Source organism: Trichococcus pasteurii (assembly GCF_900112935.1).
GTDB classification, from domain to species: domain Bacteria; phylum Bacillota; class Bacilli; order Lactobacillales; family Aerococcaceae; genus Trichococcus; species Trichococcus pasteurii.
This window is the reverse complement of the sequence record NZ_FONM01000002.1, coordinates 1-18,172: the sequence shown is the minus strand read 5'-3', so window position 1 is coordinate 18,172 and position 18,172 is coordinate 1. Positions and strand designations below refer to the sequence as shown.

The following is an 18,172-nucleotide window of genomic DNA, read 5'->3' as shown; positions in this document are numbered from 1 at the left end:
AGAAAGCGCCGCACAGTCCTTTTCTCGTGTGATGCATTATTTTGCCAACAGCTCCTTGATGATTTTGGAGACGAGTGCTTTATCGGCTTTTCCGTCCAGCACCTGCATCGAGAATTTCATCGCATCCTTCAGCGGCATTTCGGCTACGCCGTTTTCGGCCAAAAAGAAGCGGACTTCTCTTTCATCCATCATTTTAGGCACATAAGCCTCCAAAATGGCCAATTTTTTCTGGTTTTCTTCAATCAGATCTTTGCGTTCGACCTGCTTTGCAAAAGCGATCGCTTCATTGGTCTTTTTGATGTCCTTCAGAAAAACATGGATTTCCTCAGCCTCTGTCATTTCGCGCTTGTTGTCGATCAAGAAAGAATCATACTCCGTTTTGATCAGGCGCAGGACATCCGCCTTCAATGTGTCCTTGTCTTTTCTTGCTTGGATGAAATCCTTGTTGACTTTTTCTTTCAATGTCATGATTACTGAGCTCCTTTCGGTAATTAGGTATAGGCTGCCTCAATATTGATTAGCTGCAGCGGCCAAGTTTCACCCCTCATTTTAAGGAAAAGAAGCGGAGTTGGCAAATCTTTGCTCCTTTTTCCGGAAATTGGCAAGGTCGCATTCCAGAAAACAGCAATACCACAATTGCTGTATATGGCGATTAACCTTCCTAAGCGGTAAAATTAGGACAAACAAGAAAATCATTTGCAAATAAATCAATTTATTCCTTCTCAGAAAAGGGTGAACTCATGTCTTACTTTTGGACTTTTGAATCGGATTTGCCAAGCGGGTTGGGCGTGGAGACATTCAGCTTGGCTCATATTGGTGTCCTTATCCTGTCTGCAATCATCATCTTCTGCATAATCAAGCTCTACCGCAAGCAGACTGTTTTGGGAAAAAGAAGCATAAAAATGACTATAGCCGCTTTGTTGATTCTGCTTTATTTTTCGCGCTGGATTTGGTGTGCCCTTTTCGGAAATTTTTCCTTTTTTATGAGTATGCTGCTTCCTCTGCACCTCTGCAGCGTGTCGGCAATCAAGGGCGCAACCGCAGTCTTTTCAAACAATCGACTGCTGAAAGAATTTTCTTATGGCGTTGGTTTGCCGGGCGGATTGGCCGCTATGGCCAACCCCAATTTGGGACCTTACCCTCTTTTCAGCTTCTTTTTTGTCGAATACAACCTGACACATATCCTGCTGATTCTGCTTGCTTTATTGTATGTGTTCGGCGATGGATTTCGACCTGACGTGAAAAGCTTACCGTATTCCATCTGCTTGGGAGCGCCTTTCATCGTGATTGCCGTCTGGGTCAACCAATCAATCGGCAGCAATTATATGTTCCTGAACCATACAGAAAAAGGGACAGTGCTTGTGCTTTTCGACAAGTGGCTGGGAACGCCCGGCTACCTTGTTGCGGTCCTCGTATCCATCATCATCAGCTGGGCCATCCTGTACGCGCCATGGGAAATTTCCAGAAGAAGGGAATCCATGTGATGACGAGTCGGCCTCAAGTGAATTTATTAAAAAAAAAAAAACAGAAATGCTGATTTTTTAACAGCATTTCTGTTTTTTTACTGCTATGAAACAATCAGACAGGTTGTTTATTTCAGCAATTCGTACATGGCATCCGCGTAGATGGCTGTTGCGCGGAAAAGATCATCCAACGCGATGAATTCGTTGGCTTGGTGCATTGTGTCGATGCTGTCAGGGAACATCGCGCCATAGGCAACACCGCGTTCCAACAGGCGCCCGTAGGTTCCGCCGCCGATGGATTGTTCATGCCCCTTCAGGCCGGTATGTTTTTCGTAGACAGCCAACAATGTTTTTACCAACGGATCGTCAGCCGGCACGTAATGCGGCAATTTGCCGTGTCCGCCTTTTGCGATCGTCACGCCGTAGGAGGCCAAAGCCGCTTCCAACTTGATCTCGATGCCTTCTTCGGAAACGCCTTGCGGGTAACGGAAGTTCAACGCCACTTCGCCGCCGGTTGTCGGTGTGAAAGTGAAGATGCCGGCATTCATGGTCAATTCGCCCATGACCGCATCCGTGTAAGCCAAGTTCAATTTATGTGCATCATGCTGCAGGTGGATACGGTCCGCGATCAATTCGAGGAAAGTGGCCGCTTGTCCGCCGAAGTTGAATTTGTTCAGGAAAGTGGCGAGATAAGTGCCCGCGTTCACGCCTGCAGCCGGATTCATGCCGTGAGCGGCTTTACCGATCAATTCGATTGTAACTTGTTCACCTTCCACAGAAATCGTTCCTTTGACCGGATTGTTTTCAAGGAAAGCAGCGAAGGCTTGCTCAATTCTGTCGGCCTCGGGGCTGATGAATACGGCAGTCGCATCCTGAGGGACCATGTTTTCGCGCAGGCCGGCATCAAAACTCAACAACTCGTTCTTGCCGCCTTTGTTGTCGCCTCTGAATTGAACCATGAAAGTCTGCATGCCCTTTTCACCGTTGATGATCGGGAACTCAGCATCAGGAGAAAAACCGAAATCCGGAATCCGTTCGTTTTCAAGATAGTGGTCCATGCATTTCCACCCGCTCTCTTCATCCGTTCCGATGATGACGCGGACCTTCTTGGATATAGGCAGTTTCAGATCGCGGATGATCTTCAATGCATAATAGGCAGCCATCGTAGGACCCTTATCATCGCTGGAACCGCGGGCGTAGATGCGGTCATCGATGATGACAGGCACGAAAGGATCCGTGTCCCAGCCGGTTCCGGTAGGCACAACATCGACGTGACCAAATACGCCCATCAATTCCTCGCCATCGCCGAATTCGATATGTCCGGCCAGATTGCCGACATTTTTCGTAGTGAAACCGTCCCGTTCACCGATAGCCAAGAAAGCTTCCAGAGCCTCTTTAGGGCCTGGTCCAACCGGGGCATCCGGGGTTATTTTCGAATCATCCCTTACACTGTCGATCCGCAATAATGTGAATAAGTCCTCCAACAGCTCCGTTTTTCTGATTTCCACTTCTTTTTTCCAATTGATTTCCATGAACGCACATCCTAACTTAAAATATCATGCTATCATCATATCACTTTTGGCAAAATTACCAAATAAAAGCTTGGTATTTAGGCCCAATAACCCGAAAAATCTTAGCCTTTTTTAATCGACTCCGGCAGATGTTCCCGCAATGCCGCAAGTTCCTCATCGGTCAATGGCCGATATTCCCCTTTTGCCAGTTGCTCATCCAAACGAAGAGGCCCCATCGTCAACCGTTTCAGGAAAGTGACCTCTTTTCCGCAGGCCAGCACCATCCGTTTCACTTGATGAAACTTCCCTTCTTTGATCGTGATCTCTACATCTGAGGTATCCTGTTCTTCATCATAAGTCAGGAGCTCTAGTTTTGCAGGCAGGCAACGATAGCCGTCCTCCAGAATGAGCCCTTCAGAAAAGGCTTTTTGGTCATCTTCGGTCATCCGGCCAGCTACTTTCGCGAAATAAACCTTGTCCACATGCCGTTTCGGCGACAGCAGGAAATGCGCCAATTGGCCATCGTTCGTCAGCAGAAGCAGCCCTTCCGTATCCTTATCCAGACGGCCCACCGGAAAGAGCTCCTGTTGGTGCAATTCGAAAGCCAGCAGATCGATGACCGTCTTTTGGTGGTTGTCCTCCGTTGCGCTGAGGACGCCCTGCGGCTTATTCATCATCAAGTACAGGTATTCCTGATAGCTGACCGGTTCACCGCCGACCAGAATAGTGTCCTTTTCGCTGTCCACTTTGGCCTCGGCTTTCGTTTCTGTTTTCCCGTTGACCGTCACCAGCTTCCTTTTCAATAACACTTTGACTTCTTTTCTTGACCCGAATCCGGAATTCGACAGCAGTTTATCCAAACGCATATTTTTTCTCCCTTATAAACCAAAAAGCACCCACTAAGGCTGCTTTTCAGTTTCGTTTATTTTATTTGATGCGCATTTTTCTGCGCAGTCCGTTTGCTTTGGCGCCCAAAATATCATCCGCGATGCGCAATTTCAGGGTCAAGAACAAGTAGACGAATCCCCCGACTGCCGCTACGATGGCTACAACCACCAGTGCCGTCAGTTTGCGATCGATCGGAATGACCAGCATGCTGGCTTTCAATGCGATGAACGCGCAGACCGTCATGACCAATGCGACTGTCAAAATTTTCCCGGTTTTTTTCAATGTATCAACCATCCCGAAATGGGTCAGGTGATAGATTTTCCATCCGCTCAAGAGAACTGTCACGATGAAACCGATTGTCGTCGCAACCAACGCACCTGCCGTATCGAACAAAGCCAACATCGGGTATTGCATGATTGCTTTGACCACAAGTCCTACCAGCAGATAGGAGATCATTGTCTTATGCCTGCTCAAAGACTGCAAAATCGACCCGAGAACCGTGAACAGCCCCAAAACGATACTCATCAGAGCGGATACTGCCAATAGCGTAGGGCCTACCGGATGGAGCGGGTAGAACACGTTGTAGATCGGTTCGGAAACGATCATCATCCCCAAAGATGCCGGAAGCATGATGAAAGCGAACAATTGGATGATCTCCCTTACTTGGCTCTGCAGCACACGGAAGTTCCCTTTCGTGAACTCAGCGGCTATCAATGGGACCGCTGCTGTGGCCATCCCGACCGCCAACGAAACGATGATCATGATCAATTTGTCGGCGTTGAAACTGAACAATCCGAACAGATCTTCGATTTCTTTGCCGGAGTAATTCGTCAAGTTCTCCATCATCGGCTTGAACGTCACTTGATCGATCAGCTTGGCGAAAGTGATGCCTGATCCGATCAGGATGAATGGAATCGACTCCTGCAGCATGCTCTTAATGGCCGCAGTCGTCTGGATGTTGCTGGATGGTTCACTGTTGGCGATCAAGGGTTGATATTCAGCCATCTTCTTTTTGTAATAAAAAAGCAGGATGATGGCCGCTACGATTGCGCCCACAAACGCCGCGAAAGTGGAATGGGCAACCGCTGTGGCGATGTTGCCATCCAGAAGTTGCATCACGATGTAGGTGGCGCCCAAAAGGTACACTACCCTGCCGATCTGTTCGAACACTTGCGAAATCGCTGAAGGCACCATATCTTGGTAACCCTGGAAAAAACCGCGCATCAAGCTCATGCCCGGCACCAGCAACAGAGCGGGAGCCAATGCACGGATCACCAACGCCCCGTCTTCAGGCGAAGCGGCCGGACTGTTCTCAGCGATCATCGGTGCCAACCCGTACATCAACGCAGCACTGACCGCACCCGTCAAAAACATGAAGAACATGCTCTTCTTAAAAATGTCGATTCCGGTACGGTATTGATTTTTTGCATTGTATTGGGCTACCTGCTTGGACATCGCTGCAGGAAAACCGGCTATCCCGATCGAAAGGAACAGCTGATAGGGTGTATAACCTATCGAATAAAGGGCATTTGCCGTATTGGCTGCGTCAGTCGAGCCCATCAAGGCATTCCATGGGATGATGTAGAGCGCACCGAGCAATCGGGAAAAAATGCTCCCGAAAGTCATCCAAAAAGTCCCCTGTACCATCTTGTTGTTTGTTGTTTCGTTTTCTTCATTGACTTTTCTATCTGTTGACATGTGCAACCTGCTTTCTTCCTGATGAATGAAAGAGAATAATAATTCCATCACTCAATTATTTTACCAAAAATCAGTTTTTTTTCAATCTATAGCAGTCTTATTTTGCAAAATCCTAATAATTTCAGAATAATTCCTGACATTTCCAGGCTAAACGCCCTATTTATTTGCATGCGTTTTCATATCATCCCCTTATCGTTTATGGTAAAATGTAAGTGTGGAAAACAACTCTGCCAATCCATTTTTTGCAAAAGCAAATTCGCAGTCACTTAGCTTTGAGCACTGTCATGTCAACCGTTTCGCATAGGCTGCAATAGAAAAGAGGAATAAAAATGAACACCTCAAGAAAGGGGTTCAGACATTTATTCGGAGTCATCCTTTCGCTCCTGCTTTTCTTCACCCTTTCGGCAACACCTGCTTTGGCTGCTACCTCGCAGATTATTTACCAAGGTTCGACATCCAATAAGGTCGTTGCCTTAACGTTTGATGATGGATCGGACGGATATTACATCCAATCAATTCTGAACACATTATCAGCCAATAATGTAAAAGCCACTTTCTTCCTCACTGGTCAAGGCGCTGAAAATCATCCGCAGGCAATCAAGAACATTGTCGCAGCTGGCCATGATATCGGAAACCACTCCTATAATCATCCCGATTTCACAACCGTATCGACTACCGAGATGACAAACCAACTCAACCGAACCGAAACAATCATCACAAACCTCACCGGTAAGAGCACAAAACCTTTCTTCCGCGCTCCTTTCGGATCCTATAACAGTACCGTCCTGCAAACAGTCGGAGACGCCGGCTATACTTACACATTCCAGTGGACGATCGATTCGCTCGACTGGACAGGCAATTCAGCCAATGACATCTACAACCGCGTCATCAACAACGTCGTACCTGGAGCCATCGTATTGCTGCACGCCGGTTACGGCGCCAACGGAACAACTGCCGCATTGCCGAACATCATCAATCAGCTGCGTGCGATGGGCTACTCGTTTGTGACGCTTTCTCAGCTTATGAACACCACAAGCACGCCGGGAACAGGAACGAGCTACACCGTCCAAGCAGGCGACACGCTTTATGCGATCGCCTTGCGGTATGGCGTGACGGTCCAAGCGATCGTTAATGCAAATGGCATTACCAACGCCAATCTGATACGCGTCGGACAAGTTTTGACGATTCCGGGAACAACTACTCCTACGACTCCTACTACTCCTACAACGCCGACTACCGGCACGACTTACACAGTCAAAGCCGGGGATACGCTCTATGCCATCGCCTTGCGGTATGGCGTAACGGTCCAACAGATCGTTGCCGCCAATAACATCGCCAACGCCAATCTGATCAGTATCGGCCAAGTTTTGACGATACCTGGCACCGGAACGCCTACGACTCCTACAACACCTACGACCGGAACGTCCTATACCGTCAAAGCCGGGGATACTTTGTATGCCATCGCGCTTCGCTATGGCGTCACCATCACACAGCTCGTGAACGCCAACGGAATAGCCAATCCGAACCTTATCCGTGTCGGTCAAGTGTTGGTCATCCCTTAAGAATGGCTGCATAACCCCATTTCAGACAACACAGAAAATAAAGAGAACGCATACCCCGTCTGAGTTGGGGTGTGCGTTCTCTTTGTTATTTTTAGATTAATTCGCTACAACATTGACCAGTTTCCCTGGGATAGCGATGGTTTTTCTGACGGTTTTGCCTTCGATTCCCTCTTTGATGATGCTGTTTTCCAATGCCATTGCAATCATGTCTTCATTGGAAATAGCGGACGGAACCATTTCTTTGGTTTTCACTTTACCGTTGATCTGGAATACGACTTCGATCTCGTCTTCGACAAGGAAAGCTTCATCATAAGTTGGCCACGCAACGTAGGAAATGCCTTCCTGTTTGCCTAGTTTCACCCAAAGCTCTTCACTGAAGTGAGGTGCGATCGGCGCAAGCAATTGAACAAAGCCGGTAACGTATTCGAAAGGCAATGCATCCACTTTGTAGGCTTCATTGATAAAAATCATCATTTGCGAGATTGCCGTATTGAAGTGCAGATTATCATAATCCTCGGTTACCTTCTTGACAGTCTGATGGTAGACCTTGTCCAATTCATGGGTGTTGATGGTTGTGATGCGGTCACGCATCTTATCATTTTCATCCAAAAGCAGGCGCCAAATGCGATCCAGGAACTTACGGCTGCCTTCGATGCCGCCTTCGCTCCATGTCGATGATGCATCCAACGGTCCCATGAACATTTCGTACATGCGGAGCGTATCTGCGCCATATCTTTCCACGATGTCATCCGGATTGACGACATTCCCTTTAGATTTGGACATTTTTTCATTGTTTTCGCCCAAAATCATGCCCTGGTTGTACAATTTTTGGAACGGCTCTTTCGTCGGAACGATGCCGATATCGTAAAGGAATTTATGCCAGAAGCGCGCATACAGCAGATGAAGAACCGCATGCTCGGCACCACCTATATACAAGTCGACGTTCTGCCAATATTCCAGTCTTTCTTTTGAAGCAAGATCGTTGCGGTTGTGCGGATCCATGAAGCGCAGGAAGTACCATGAGCTGCCTGCCCATTGCGGCATTGTGTTGGTTTCGCGTCTGCCTTTCATGCCAGTTACCGGATCGACAACATTGACCCACTCATCGATGACGGCAAGCGGGGATTCCCCTGTGCCGCTCGGTTTCACCTGATCGGTCTTCGGCAACAACAGCGGAAGTTCGTTCTCAGGAACCGTTGTCGATGTGCCGTCTTCCCAGTGGATGACAGGGATCGGTTCGCCCCAGTATCTCTGTCTCGAGAACAACCAATCGCGCAGACGATAGGAAATCACTTTTTCGCCCAGTCCGTTTTCGGACAGCCAGTCGTTCATCTTCGCGATCGCTGTCGCTTTATCCAATCCGTTCAGGAAGTCGGAGTTGATGTGCAAACCATCTTCCGTATAGGCTTCCTCTTCGACGTTTCCGCCTTCAAGTACCGGTATGATATCCAATTCGAACTTTTTGGCAAATTCATAGTCGCGGGTATCATGGGCAGGAACAGCCATGATGGCGCCGGTTCCGTATGTCGCCAATACATAATCGGCGATCCAGATCGGGATTTCTTTGCCGTTCACCGGGTTGATCGCATAGGCGCCAGTGAATACGCCGGTTTTTTCTTTTGCAAGCTCCGTACGGTCCAGATCGCTCTTCAGTGAAATGGAATCGATGTAAGCCTCGACTGCTTCAGCCTGCTGCCCGGACATGATTTCCTTGACCAGCGGCAACTCAGGCGCCATCACCGCATAGGTCGCACCATACAATGTGTCCGGTCTGGTAGTGAAGACCGTGAAGTCTTTATCCGAATCTTTGATCTTGAAAGTGACGTTCGAGCCTTCCGAACGTCCTATCCAGTTCCGTTGCATCTCTTTGATGCTTTCTGGCCAGTCCACCAATTCCAGATCGTCCAGCAGCCGTTCTGCATAGGCAGTGATTTTCAGCATCCACTGTCTCATCGGTTTGCGGTAAACCGGGTGACCGCCTCGTTCGCTGACGCCATCGACAACCTCTTCGTTGGCAAGCACGGTACCCAATGCCGGACACCAGTTGACTGAAACTTCCGCCTCATAGGCCAAACCTTGTTCATACAATTTTGTGAAGATCCATTGCGTCCATTTGTAGTAGCTTGGATCCGTCGTATTGATTTCGCGGCTCCAGTCATAACTGAATCCAAGCGATTGGATCTGGCGCTTGAAGGTTTTGATGTTGTGCTCAGTAAAATCAGCCGGATCGTTACCGGTATCCAGCGCATATTGCTCAGCCGGCAAGCCGAAAGCATCCCAACCCATCGGATGCAATACGTTAAATCCTTGTGCGCGTTTTGCGCGGGCAACGATATCCGTCGCCGTGTAGCCTTCCGGGTGGCCTACATGCAAGCCTTGGCCGGATGGGTAAGGGAACATATCCAATACATAATATTTCGGTTTCCCGCCCTCTTCGGTCGTTTTGAAGGTACGGTTGTCTGCCCAATATTTTTGCCATTTTTTCTCGATCGTTTTATGCGTATAACCCATTTCCAGCAACATCCTTTTCTTTTCATTCATCCAAACAGGCGATGGGCCATAAAAAAAGTCCCATAGGCAGCGTCCATCACTGGTTCTGCCTATAGGACGAGTTTTTTCGTGGTACCACCTATATTGAATGTCTTTGCATTCCTTATCATGCCTGTAACGCAGCGATGCGGTCCTGCTTACTTATGCTTTCAGCGGAACAACTCAAAGGCGAGTTCAAGAGGCTCTCTGTGCATTTTCACCACCCATGCACTCTCTTCAAAAAAAGCTGCTCCCTACTATTCCTTCTCTATGTCTGTTTCAGTTATGAATTGATTCATCTGTTATTTTAACAAATAAAACTCATTTCATCAAGACTTGATGCCTAACCTAACCAATCACTTCATGACCTAGAGGCTGATGATTTGACCGACATAAATGATGTTGGATGTGATATCATTCGCTTCGATCAAAGCCGCTAAACTCACGCCGTTTTTCTTGGCGATGCTATACAAAGTGTCGCCTTTTTGGACGGTATACGTATTACCGGATGCCGCAGGCGCACTAGTGGCCGTTGAAGTTGTCATTGCAGCCAATTTCAATGTTTGGTTCACAAAAATGATATCTGTGCTCAGACTGTTCCAAGTCTTCAGCTCGGCAACAGAAACGCCATTTGCGGCCGCAATCTTATAGAGCGTATCCCCTTTTTGGACCGTGTACACTTTGTTTGTGACAGTCGGAACGGAAGGTGTCGTTACAGTCGGCGTCGTTACGACTGTAGAAGTATTTCCGGTCGTAACCATGGCCTTCACCTGCAATGATTGACCCGGATAAATATAATCGGAACCCAGGTTGTTCAGTGTCTTCAATTCAGTTAGCGTCAGGCCGTTCGCATTCGCGATTTTCCAGAGCGTATCTCCGGATGCCACTGTGATTGTGCTCGCCGTGCTGGACGTTGACGGCGCAGTTGTCGTTGGCTGTGTAACGGTCGGCGCGGTGACTGTCGCGCTCTTAAGCGTCAGCACTTGCCCAGGGACAATGACATCAGAGGTGAGACTGTTCAGTGTTTTCAGTTCAGCTACGCTCAAACCGTTGGCATTCGCCAATTTCCAAAGCGTGTCTCCGGATGCTACCGTGATTGTGCTTGCTGTCGACGGCGTTGTCGGAGTCGTTGGTGTCGTCGGTTGCGTCACACTCGGCGTTGTCGTTGTCGTAGTTTGTTTAAGCAACAATGTTTGGCCTGGAACGATTACATCACTCGTCAGGTTGTTCAGTGACTTCAATTCAGCTACGCTCACACCATTTGCGTTCGCGATTTTCCAGAGCGTGTCTCCGGATGCTACCGTTACGCTTCCGGTTATTGTTCCCGGCGTCACGGTAGGAGTGGTTGGCGTTACAGTAGCAGCGCTCTTCAAGAGCAATACTTGACCCGTCAGAATTGCATCACTTGTCAGGTTGTTCAGCGCTTTTAATTCGGCAACCGTCAACCCGTTCGCGGTCGCAATTTTCCACAAAGTATCTCCGGACACGACAACGACACTGCTGCCTGTCGATGGCGTAGTTGGTGTAGTCACTCCAGGCGTCACAGTAGTGGTGCCGTTGATGTAGTTCACTGGATTGACGACAGTCCCGTTTTCCTGCACTTCGAAATGCAGATGGACTCCTGTCGAGCTGCCGGTTGTTCCCATCACGCCGATTTTTTGCCCTTGGCTAACGGTCTGCCCTACGGATACCGATAGCCCTGATTGCATATGCGCATACAACGTTTTGATGGTCACGCCATTTATTTTGCCGTGGTTGATGACGACGTAGTTGCCGTAGCTGTAGTGATAAGCCGCGACTTCCACTATGCCCGCTTGTGCTGCGGAAATATTGCCGCTGCCCGCGATGTCAATACCCCGATGGAATTCCAAAGCGCCATTGATAGGCGACGTGCGGTATCCGAACGGAGATGAAATATATCCGCTGGCCGGTTTGATGAAAGCTCCTGTGACTGTGGTTCCCGTAGTGCCCGTATTCGTTCCGGTAGTTGGTATTGTAGTACCCGTCGAAGCCCCTGTGGTTTTCAGGATTTGTCCCGGATAGATCGCATCGGAAGTCAGATTGTTTGCGGTCTTCAATGCTGTAACGGTCATGTTGTTTGCATTTGCGATCGACCACAGTGTATCACCCGATTTTACCGTATAGGATTGGGTAGTTGTTTGACCTGTATTGCTGTTTGATCCGTTTTCAGTCGTATCCGGAGCAGTCGTTGTTGCTTTGCTCAACAACAACTTTTGGCCCACGTATATGGTATCGCTCGTCAGCGTATTCAGGCTCTTCAATTCACTGATCGTCAGGCCGTTCGCAGTAGCGATTTTGTATAGCGTATCGCCAGCGACTACCGTATAGCCCGAATTTGTCGTTTCTGATGGTGTTTCGGTTGGCGTAGTTGGTGCGGTTGTTTCTTCTTCCGAAGGCGTCTCTTCCTCGACGGTGACACTGTCAGGCAGCACCAGACGGTCGCCCACATAGATCATGTTGGAATTCAATTTATTCAGCGTCAACAGATCGACTAACGAAATCGAATATTTTTTAGCGATTGCGTAAAGCGTGTCGCCCGCTTGGACAACGTGGACGGCATCACCCGCTTGAACCGGAGTTTCTGGTGTCGCAACGTCTTCCGTATCCTCAGCTGGTTCGCTTGGTGTCTCTTGTTCCGGGGTATCCTCATCGGGATTCTCCGGAAGCTCTACAGTCGGTAATTCAGGCGTTTCAGTCGGCGTCTCGAAATCGACATTGCCTGCATCCGGTTCTTCAACCTCATCTTCGTCAACAGGCTGATAATTGTCATATTGATCCAATCCGTATTGCGCAATGATCCTGTTCAATTTTGTGCTGTAGGCTGTGTCGGTCGCATAACGGCCGGTCAGGTAAGCTGTCGCGTCCTGATAAGTGGCTGCATTACTCTTCCAAGCACCAGCATAATAGGTCGGATTCCAACTGGTCCCGTTTGCCAGAAGATTTGCGTAATCCTGCAGGGATTCAGCATACGAAGGATATTTTCTGAATTCAGCGTTGATGGGATAGTAATTCTGGCCACCGCTGTCCTCCAATGTCTCCATATTGATGGACTCCCCATTGTATTCCCCTTTGATACCGAACAGGTTATAGTTGGGAGCCTTCGATAAAGTGCTTGTACCCCATCCACTTTCCAGGATGGCTTGGGCCATCATCACGGAGGCGTACAGATCATTTTGCGCAGCGATTACGGTCGCAGACGGGATGATCTGGTTCAAAAAGGGATTAGTGGAATATACTTGTGTATCCGTTGTTCCAAGCGTAGTCGACTCTGCTGCCAAAACCAGTTGGACTGGCTTCACGACAGTTGTCATAAAGAACGATGTGCTCAACACCGCTACGCTGCGTTTCAGTCTTTTATTCGTGGTGATAAAAGAATTGATCAGTTGTTCATTTTTCTTTTGGTTGATGCGTTCGTTTCTGGATAACACCAAAATAAACCACTCCCTGTATCAAAAATACTGCCGATTTGGCAGTGAAAAAATCTGAATTTATAAAAATGATGGAAAATAATTTAAATTTCTTTTAAGAAAATCTCCCAATATGTCTATTATATGTTTGTTTCCTAAATTTTTGAATGGCTATCATAACCATATTCAATATTTAACAATTGAAATAAATCTGTAACAATCCTTTCCACCACTTAAAAGTAAGCCCTTTCCTCAGGGAACCTCTCATGAAATGCAGAAAAGCCCTCAAATAGTCTACTGACTGGCCAAAAATCGTGATAAAATGGATGGTGAGGTGAAAGTATTGACAAATCAATTTTTATACAGTGACACAAATAAACGTTACCATACATGGAATTACCATCTGCAACAACACTTTGGCGAAAAGATTTTCAAAGTAGCCATCGATGGCGGTTTTGATTGCCCAAACCGCGACGGCACAGTCGCACACGGCGGTTGCACCTTCTGCACCGTTTCCGGATCCGGCGATTTTGCCCAAAGCCGCATCGACCCGTTGCCTGTTCAATTGCGCAAAGGCATCGATATGATGCACAAAAAATGGCCGAATGTAAAAAGTTACATCGCCTATTTCCAGAATTTCACCAATACGCACGCGCCCGTGGATATCCTGCGCCATCGTTATGAACAGGTCGTCAATGAGGAAGGCGTGGTCGGCATCATGATTGCGACACGACCGGATTGCCTGCCCCCCGAAACGATCGCATATTTGGCGGAACTGAACAAGCGCTACTACATATGGGTGGAATTGGGACTTCAGACCATCCATGAAGAAACAAGCAAAATCATCAACCGGGCACATTCCTATGATACCTACCTGAAAGCAGTCGATGAACTGCGTGCGCATAATATCCCGGTATGTACGCATCTCATCAATGGGCTTCCGGGAGAAACCCATGACATGATGATGGAGAGCGTCAACCGCGTCATTCTGGATTCGGATATCCAAGGCATCAAGATCCATTTGCTCCATTTGATGAAAAACACCAAAATGCTCCGGGACTACCATCAAGGCAGGCTACGGTTGCTGGAGAAAGAAGAATATGTTGAACTCGTCTGCGATCAGCTTGAAGTCATTCCGGAAGAAATCGTCATCCACCGCATCACGGGAGACGCCCCGCGTGACACCCTTGTCGGACCGATGTGGAGCCTTAAAAAGTGGGAAGTGCTGAACGCAATCGATCATGAGTTGGAACGCCGTAATACTTATCAAGGGATCCACAATATCAGGAATAAGGGTGAGGAACATGTTGTTGTCCGCAGTGGACTTCAGTCATAGATTGCTGAAGGAAACGGTCTGTAAGGGAGATCTCGTCATCGATGCCACTGTCGGAAACGGGAACGATACGGTTCTATTGGCTACATTGGTCGGGCCGACAGGAAAAGTGATTGGATTTGATATCCAGAAACAAGCCATCGAAAACACGAAGCAAAAGCTATTGTTTGCTGGCTTGACGGATCAGGTAACCCTTCTTCACCAAGGGCATGAAACACTTCCGGATGTATTGGCCGATCATCCGGAAATCGGCGGTGCCATCTTCAATCTGGGCTACATGCATGGAACCGACAAAACAGTCATCACCCAAAAAGATACGACCATCCATGCCGTCAGCGCCTTGTTACCCAAGTTGCGGATCGGCAGCTGCATCATCTTGGTTGTATACAGTGGTCATCCTGGCGGTATGGAAGAGAAGCAGGCCCTGCTTGATTATGTAAGCGGGTTGAATCAAGCTTTATACAAGGTACTCCAATATGGTTTCATCAACCAGATTAACCATCCACCGATTCTGATTGCCATCGAGAAAAAGAAAACACCTTATATGAAATAGAAAAAAGGAAAGCGTTCGGCATATTGCCGGAACGCTTTCCTTTTTCAGTTGGTCATTTTGTGTTTGCTTTATTTGCCAGCTTGGACATATGAAAGCAAAGCTTCTGTTTTATCCGTCTTCTCCCAAGTGAAGTCAGCATCTTCACGGCCAAAATGTCCGTAGGCTGCTGTCTTTTTAAAGATAGGACGACGCAGATCCAACATTTGGATGATGCCTGCTGGTGTCAAGTTGAAGTTTTTGCGTACCGCTTCAATCAAAGTGGCCTCTGGATATTCGCTTGTACCGAACGTGTCGATCGCAATCGATACAGGTTCAGCAACACCGATCGCGTATGCCAATTGGATTTCGCATTTTGTAGCTAAACCAGCCGCAACAATGTTCTTCGCAATGTAACGAGCCGCATAACTTGCAGAACGGTCAACTTTTGTAGCATCCTTACCTGAGAACGCACCGCCACCATGACGCGCATATCCACCATAAGTGTCAACGATGATTTTCCTGCCCGTCAGACCGGAATCTCCTTTAGGACCGCCGATAACGAAACGTCCTGTAGGATTGATGAAGTATTTAGTATCAGCATCCAACAAGGCATCGTCGATGACCACATGGATGACATGCTCCAAAATATCTTTTTTCAATTGTTCCAACGTGACATTCTCGTCATGTTGTGTGCTCAAAACGATCGTGTCCACACGTTTCGGTTTGCCGTTCTCATCGTATTCCACGGTAACTTGCGTTTTTCCGTCCGGTCTTAAATACTCCAAAGTACCGTCTTTGCGGACTTCAGATAAACGTTTCGCTAACTTATGACTAAGTGAAATAGGTAATGGCATCAGTTCTTCCGTTTCGTTGATAGCAAAACCGAACATCAAACCTTGGTCCCCTGCACCGATTTCATTGTAATCCGTAGTCACTGACTCTCTGCGTTCCAATGATTCGTTGACACCGATTGCGATATCGTCGGATTGTTCGTCCAATGACACCATTACGGCCAAATTATCCGCATCGAAACCAAACTTACCACGCGTATAACCAATTTCAGTTACTGTATCGCGGACGATCTGCTGGATGTTTACGTACGCGCTTGTCGTGATTTCACCAAAGACAACTACCAGTCCTGTCGTGACAATCGTTTCGCAAGCAACACGCGCGTTTGGATCAGCAGCCAACAGCGTATCCAAAATTGCATCACTGATCTGATCAGCGATTTTATCCGGATGACCTTCCGTTACCGATTCTGAAGTAAATAATCTTTTTTCTACCATTTTTCATTCCCCCATTTTTTGGTTACAAGGCGTCTTCACATATTGTGAATCCTATCGGGATATTGCAATTAGCCTCTGAAATGCAACATACCTAATATACGCTATCATCGTTAAAAAAGCAACAAAAAATAAGAGAATTTCATCTTTGTGCCACAGATGGAGCCCAAAAAAATACTGATCCAAATATTTTTGGGCCGCTTTTGACTCTTCCGTAACTTGACATCGCAAAGACGTTAACCTATGATGAATTTGCGCAATATATATGAGTTGACACACACAATCTACCATTAATAAAGAAGGAAGAGACTATGCTGACAATCAAGAAACAATTCATTCACCTGATGAACCACACCTTATTGGCACTGCTGACCGCCCCTTTGACCCTGCTTCTTTTCGGAGCATGGAGAGGAATGACCTTCAACGGACCCAACTATCTGCTGCTTTTTATGCTTTATCTATTTCTGATGTTTACCCATGCCTTGGAACGTCTACTTTCGAAAAGAGAACAATCCGACGCAAAACTTCCATATAAAATGATTCTGGTTTTAGGGATTCTTTCGATCGGAATGTTGACGATCATCTTCTATTTATCGAACCTGATCCTGACCGCCATTCTTTTACTGTATCTAATTTACCTGATCTTGCAGTTTTATCCCTACAGTATGACAAATACTTTTTACGAAATACTGCTGAGGCCTTTCTTTAAGATACTCATCCTTTCATCTGTATCCTTTTTTTCGCAGGCAAACTTTATTCCGCTGCAACTGCAGTACGAAGTGCTTCCATTGATCCTATTCCATATCTTTGGTTTAATACAGGTTCAGATCAAGAATACTGCAGGCAGCAATCAGCCCCTGACTTATTATCAACAACTGCTATTGAAGCACTCAAAATTTTTGAAAATGACTATTTTCCTGCTTTCCTACGCAACAGGAATCCTCCAGATACTTAACCTCAACAGCTCGCTATGGGCCATAAGCGTATTCGTATTGTCCATCCTGCTAGTCTTCCCTTTGTTCAAGAGAAAATTTCAAAGCGATCTCAGAATCGAACAATATCTGACCAACTATGGTTTTCTTTTCACGTTGAGTTATTCATTTTTATTTTTGGTCTAACAGAAACAGGCAGAGGCATCAGTCGATTGACTGATGCCTCTGCCCGTCTCTGTATAAGAAAAAAGCACTCAGAAGAGTGCTTTTCAGTGATGATCCGTACGGGAATCGAACCCGTGTTACCGCCGTGAAAGGGCGGTGTCTTAACCGCTTGACCAACGGACCATAAAGATAGTGCAAATGGGCCTAAATGGACTCGAACCATCGACCTCACGCTTATCAGGCGTGCGCTCTAACCAGCTGAGCTATAGGCCCTTCAAAAGCGCATGAAAGTTCATCATTCATCAGAAATCAGAATCAATTGCGGGGACAGGACTTGAACCTGTGACCTCCGGGTTATGAGCCCGGCGAGCTGCCAACTGCTCCACCCCGCGATAGTATTAATATGACATAAGGGTCATGACAATGATCCGTACGGGAATCGAACCCGTGTTACCGCCGTGAAAGGGCGGTGTCTTAACCGCTTGACCAACGGACCATGATTTTTATTCTTCTGATAAAGCTACGGAGAAGGAGGGATTTGAACCCTCGCGCCGCGTTAACGACCTACACCCTTAGCAGGGGCGCCTCTTCAGCCACTTGAGTACTTCCCCTAAAAAAGAGAACTCCACTATCTGTATGCTTTATCAATGGGCCTAAATGGACTCGAACCATCGACCTCACGCTTATCAGGCGTGCGCTCTAACCAGCTGAGCTATAGGCCCTTCTTAAAAAAAGCGGGTGAGGAGAATCGAACTCCCGACATCAGCTTGGAAGGCTGGGGTTTTACCACTAAACTACACCCGCATGGCGGCTCCGACGGGATTTGAACCCGCGATCTCCTGCGTGAC

Annotated in this window: 12 protein-coding genes, 7 tRNA genes, 1 riboswitch and 1 other annotated feature; of the genes, 5 read left to right on the top strand and 14 right to left on the bottom strand. The window is 47.4% G+C overall.

The genetic code is table 11. The features are described 5' to 3' along the window. Positions 1–36 precede the first annotated feature (36 nt). Complete coding sequence (locus BM184_RS02375; protein ID WP_086941279.1) at positions 37–468, bottom strand: GatB/YqeY domain-containing protein; 432 nt, start codon at positions 466–468, stop codon at positions 37–39. Between the two features lie 272 nt (positions 469–740). On the opposite strand from BM184_RS02375, the gene BM184_RS02370 reads away from it, so the two are divergent. Then, entirely contained in the window at positions 741–1,484 is a 744-nt protein-coding gene (locus BM184_RS02370) for a YwaF family protein (protein WP_086941278.1), read from the top strand. Positions 1,485–1,591: 107 nt separating this feature from the next. On the opposite strand, the gene pepV is transcribed toward BM184_RS02370, so the two are convergent. The 3 genes from pepV to BM184_RS02355 all read right to left on the bottom strand — a co-directional run bounded on the left by pepV (position 1,592) and on the right by BM184_RS02355 (position 5,560). Continuing rightward, the gene (gene pepV, locus BM184_RS02365; RefSeq protein WP_086941277.1) at positions 1,592–2,995 is read right to left on the bottom strand and encodes a dipeptidase PepV; all 1,404 of its coding nucleotides are present in this window, start codon (positions 2,993–2,995) and stop codon (positions 1,592–1,594) included. Positions 2,996–3,096: 101 nt separating this feature from the next. Then, on the bottom strand, positions 3,097–3,840 hold the full coding sequence (locus BM184_RS02360; RefSeq protein WP_086941276.1) for a pseudouridine synthase: 744 nt from the start codon (positions 3,838–3,840) through the stop codon (positions 3,097–3,099). A gap of 61 nt (positions 3,841–3,901) precedes the next feature. Next, positions 3,902–5,560 (bottom strand): putative polysaccharide biosynthesis protein, encoded by a 1,659-nt coding sequence (locus BM184_RS02355; RefSeq protein WP_177208508.1) that lies wholly within the window; start codon positions 5,558–5,560, stop codon positions 3,902–3,904. Between the two features lie 329 nt (positions 5,561–5,889). On the opposite strand from BM184_RS02355, the gene BM184_RS02350 reads away from it, so the two are divergent. Beyond that, positions 5,890–7,122, top strand: a complete 1,233-nt coding sequence (locus BM184_RS02350; protein ID WP_086941274.1) for a LysM peptidoglycan-binding domain-containing protein — start codon at positions 5,890–5,892, stop codon at positions 7,120–7,122. Positions 7,123–7,218: 96 nt separating this feature from the next. On the opposite strand, the gene leuS is transcribed toward BM184_RS02350, so the two are convergent. Both leuS and BM184_RS02340 read right to left on the bottom strand, forming a co-directional pair. Continuing rightward, positions 7,219–9,633, bottom strand: coding sequence for a leucine--tRNA ligase (gene leuS, locus BM184_RS02345; protein WP_086941273.1), 2,415 nt, complete (start codon positions 9,631–9,633; stop codon positions 7,219–7,221). An 89-nt stretch (positions 9,634–9,722) separates the two neighbouring features. Continuing rightward, positions 9,723–9,931, bottom strand: a binding site (T-box leader). An 88-nt stretch (positions 9,932–10,019) separates the two neighbouring features. Next, a complete protein-coding gene (locus BM184_RS02340; RefSeq protein ID WP_281252474.1) occupies positions 10,020–13,100 on the bottom strand; it encodes a LysM peptidoglycan-binding domain-containing protein in 3,081 nt (1,026 codons plus the stop codon). A 322-nt stretch (positions 13,101–13,422) separates the two neighbouring features. Between BM184_RS02340 and BM184_RS02335 the strand changes: the two genes are divergently transcribed. Both BM184_RS02335 and BM184_RS02330 read left to right on the top strand, forming a co-directional pair. Beyond that, on the top strand, positions 13,423–14,415 hold the full coding sequence (locus tag BM184_RS02335; protein ID WP_245830488.1) for a TIGR01212 family radical SAM protein: 993 nt from the start codon (positions 13,423–13,425) through the stop codon (positions 14,413–14,415). Next, positions 14,384–14,965, top strand: coding sequence for a tRNA (mnm(5)s(2)U34)-methyltransferase (locus tag BM184_RS02330; protein ID WP_086941271.1), 582 nt, complete (start codon positions 14,384–14,386; stop codon positions 14,963–14,965). Before BM184_RS02335 ends, BM184_RS02330 begins: the two co-directional genes overlap by 32 nt. Positions 14,966–15,033: 68 nt before the next feature. On the opposite strand, the gene metK is transcribed toward BM184_RS02330, so the two are convergent. After that, the gene (metK, locus tag BM184_RS02325; protein ID WP_086941270.1) at positions 15,034–16,230 is read right to left on the bottom strand and encodes a methionine adenosyltransferase; all 1,197 of its coding nucleotides are present in this window, start codon (positions 16,228–16,230) and stop codon (positions 15,034–15,036) included. Further along, positions 16,228–16,303: riboswitch (SMK box riboswitch) on the bottom strand. (Overlaps the previous gene by 3 nt.) 235 nt (positions 16,304–16,538) lie before the next feature. Here metK and BM184_RS02320 point away from each other — a divergent pair. Then, the gene (locus BM184_RS02320; RefSeq protein ID WP_086941269.1) at positions 16,539–17,345 is read left to right on the top strand and encodes a hypothetical protein; all 807 of its coding nucleotides are present in this window, start codon (positions 16,539–16,541) and stop codon (positions 17,343–17,345) included. 90 nt (positions 17,346–17,435) lie between these two features. Here BM184_RS02320 and BM184_RS02315 read toward each other — a convergent pair. From BM184_RS02315 to BM184_RS02285, 7 genes are all read right to left on the bottom strand, one after another. Further along, positions 17,436–17,507, bottom strand: a tRNA-Glu gene (locus BM184_RS02315). Positions 17,508–17,523: 16 nt separating this feature from the next. Further along, positions 17,524–17,597, bottom strand: a tRNA-Ile gene (locus BM184_RS02310). A gap of 46 nt (positions 17,598–17,643) precedes the next feature. Then, positions 17,644–17,716: transfer RNA gene (locus tag BM184_RS02305), tRNA-Met, on the bottom strand. Between the two features lie 32 nt (positions 17,717–17,748). Then, positions 17,749–17,820 (bottom strand) — tRNA-Glu (locus BM184_RS02300). Positions 17,821–17,847: 27 nt separating this feature from the next. Continuing rightward, positions 17,848–17,935 (bottom strand) — tRNA-Ser (locus tag BM184_RS02295). Positions 17,936–17,972: 37 nt separating this feature from the next. Continuing rightward, positions 17,973–18,046: transfer RNA gene (locus BM184_RS02290), tRNA-Ile, on the bottom strand. An 11-nt stretch (positions 18,047–18,057) separates the two neighbouring features. Further along, positions 18,058–18,128 (bottom strand) — tRNA-Gly (locus BM184_RS02285). Between the last annotated feature and the right edge of the window lie 44 nt (positions 18,129–18,172).

Excerpts from the sequence above, each read along its gene's own strand:
- BM184_RS02350 (WP_086941274.1), top strand. The coding sequence starts at position 5,890 with ATGAACACCTCAAGAAAGGGGTTCAGACATTTATTCGGAGTCATCCTT.
- BM184_RS02355 (WP_177208508.1), bottom strand. The coding sequence starts at position 5,560 with ATGTCAACAGATAGAAAAGTCAATGAAGAAAACGAAACAACAAACAAC.
- metK (WP_086941270.1), bottom strand. The coding sequence starts at position 16,230 with ATGGTAGAAAAAAGATTATTTACTTCAGAATCGGTAACGGAAGGTCAT.
- BM184_RS02360 (WP_086941276.1), bottom strand. The coding sequence starts at position 3,840 with ATGCGTTTGGATAAACTGCTGTCGAATTCCGGATTCGGGTCAAGAAAA.
- BM184_RS02370 (WP_086941278.1), top strand. The coding sequence starts at position 741 with ATGTCTTACTTTTGGACTTTTGAATCGGATTTGCCAAGCGGGTTGGGC.
- pepV (WP_086941277.1), bottom strand. The coding sequence starts at position 2,995 with ATGGAAATCAATTGGAAAAAAGAAGTGGAAATCAGAAAAACGGAGCTG.
- BM184_RS02320 (WP_086941269.1), top strand. The coding sequence starts at position 16,539 with ATGCTGACAATCAAGAAACAATTCATTCACCTGATGAACCACACCTTA.
- leuS (WP_086941273.1), bottom strand. The coding sequence starts at position 9,633 with ATGGGTTATACGCATAAAACGATCGAGAAAAAATGGCAAAAATATTGG.
- BM184_RS02330 (WP_086941271.1), top strand. The coding sequence starts at position 14,384 with ATGTTGTTGTCCGCAGTGGACTTCAGTCATAGATTGCTGAAGGAAACG.
- BM184_RS02375 (WP_086941279.1), bottom strand. The coding sequence starts at position 468 with ATGACATTGAAAGAAAAAGTCAACAAGGATTTCATCCAAGCAAGAAAA.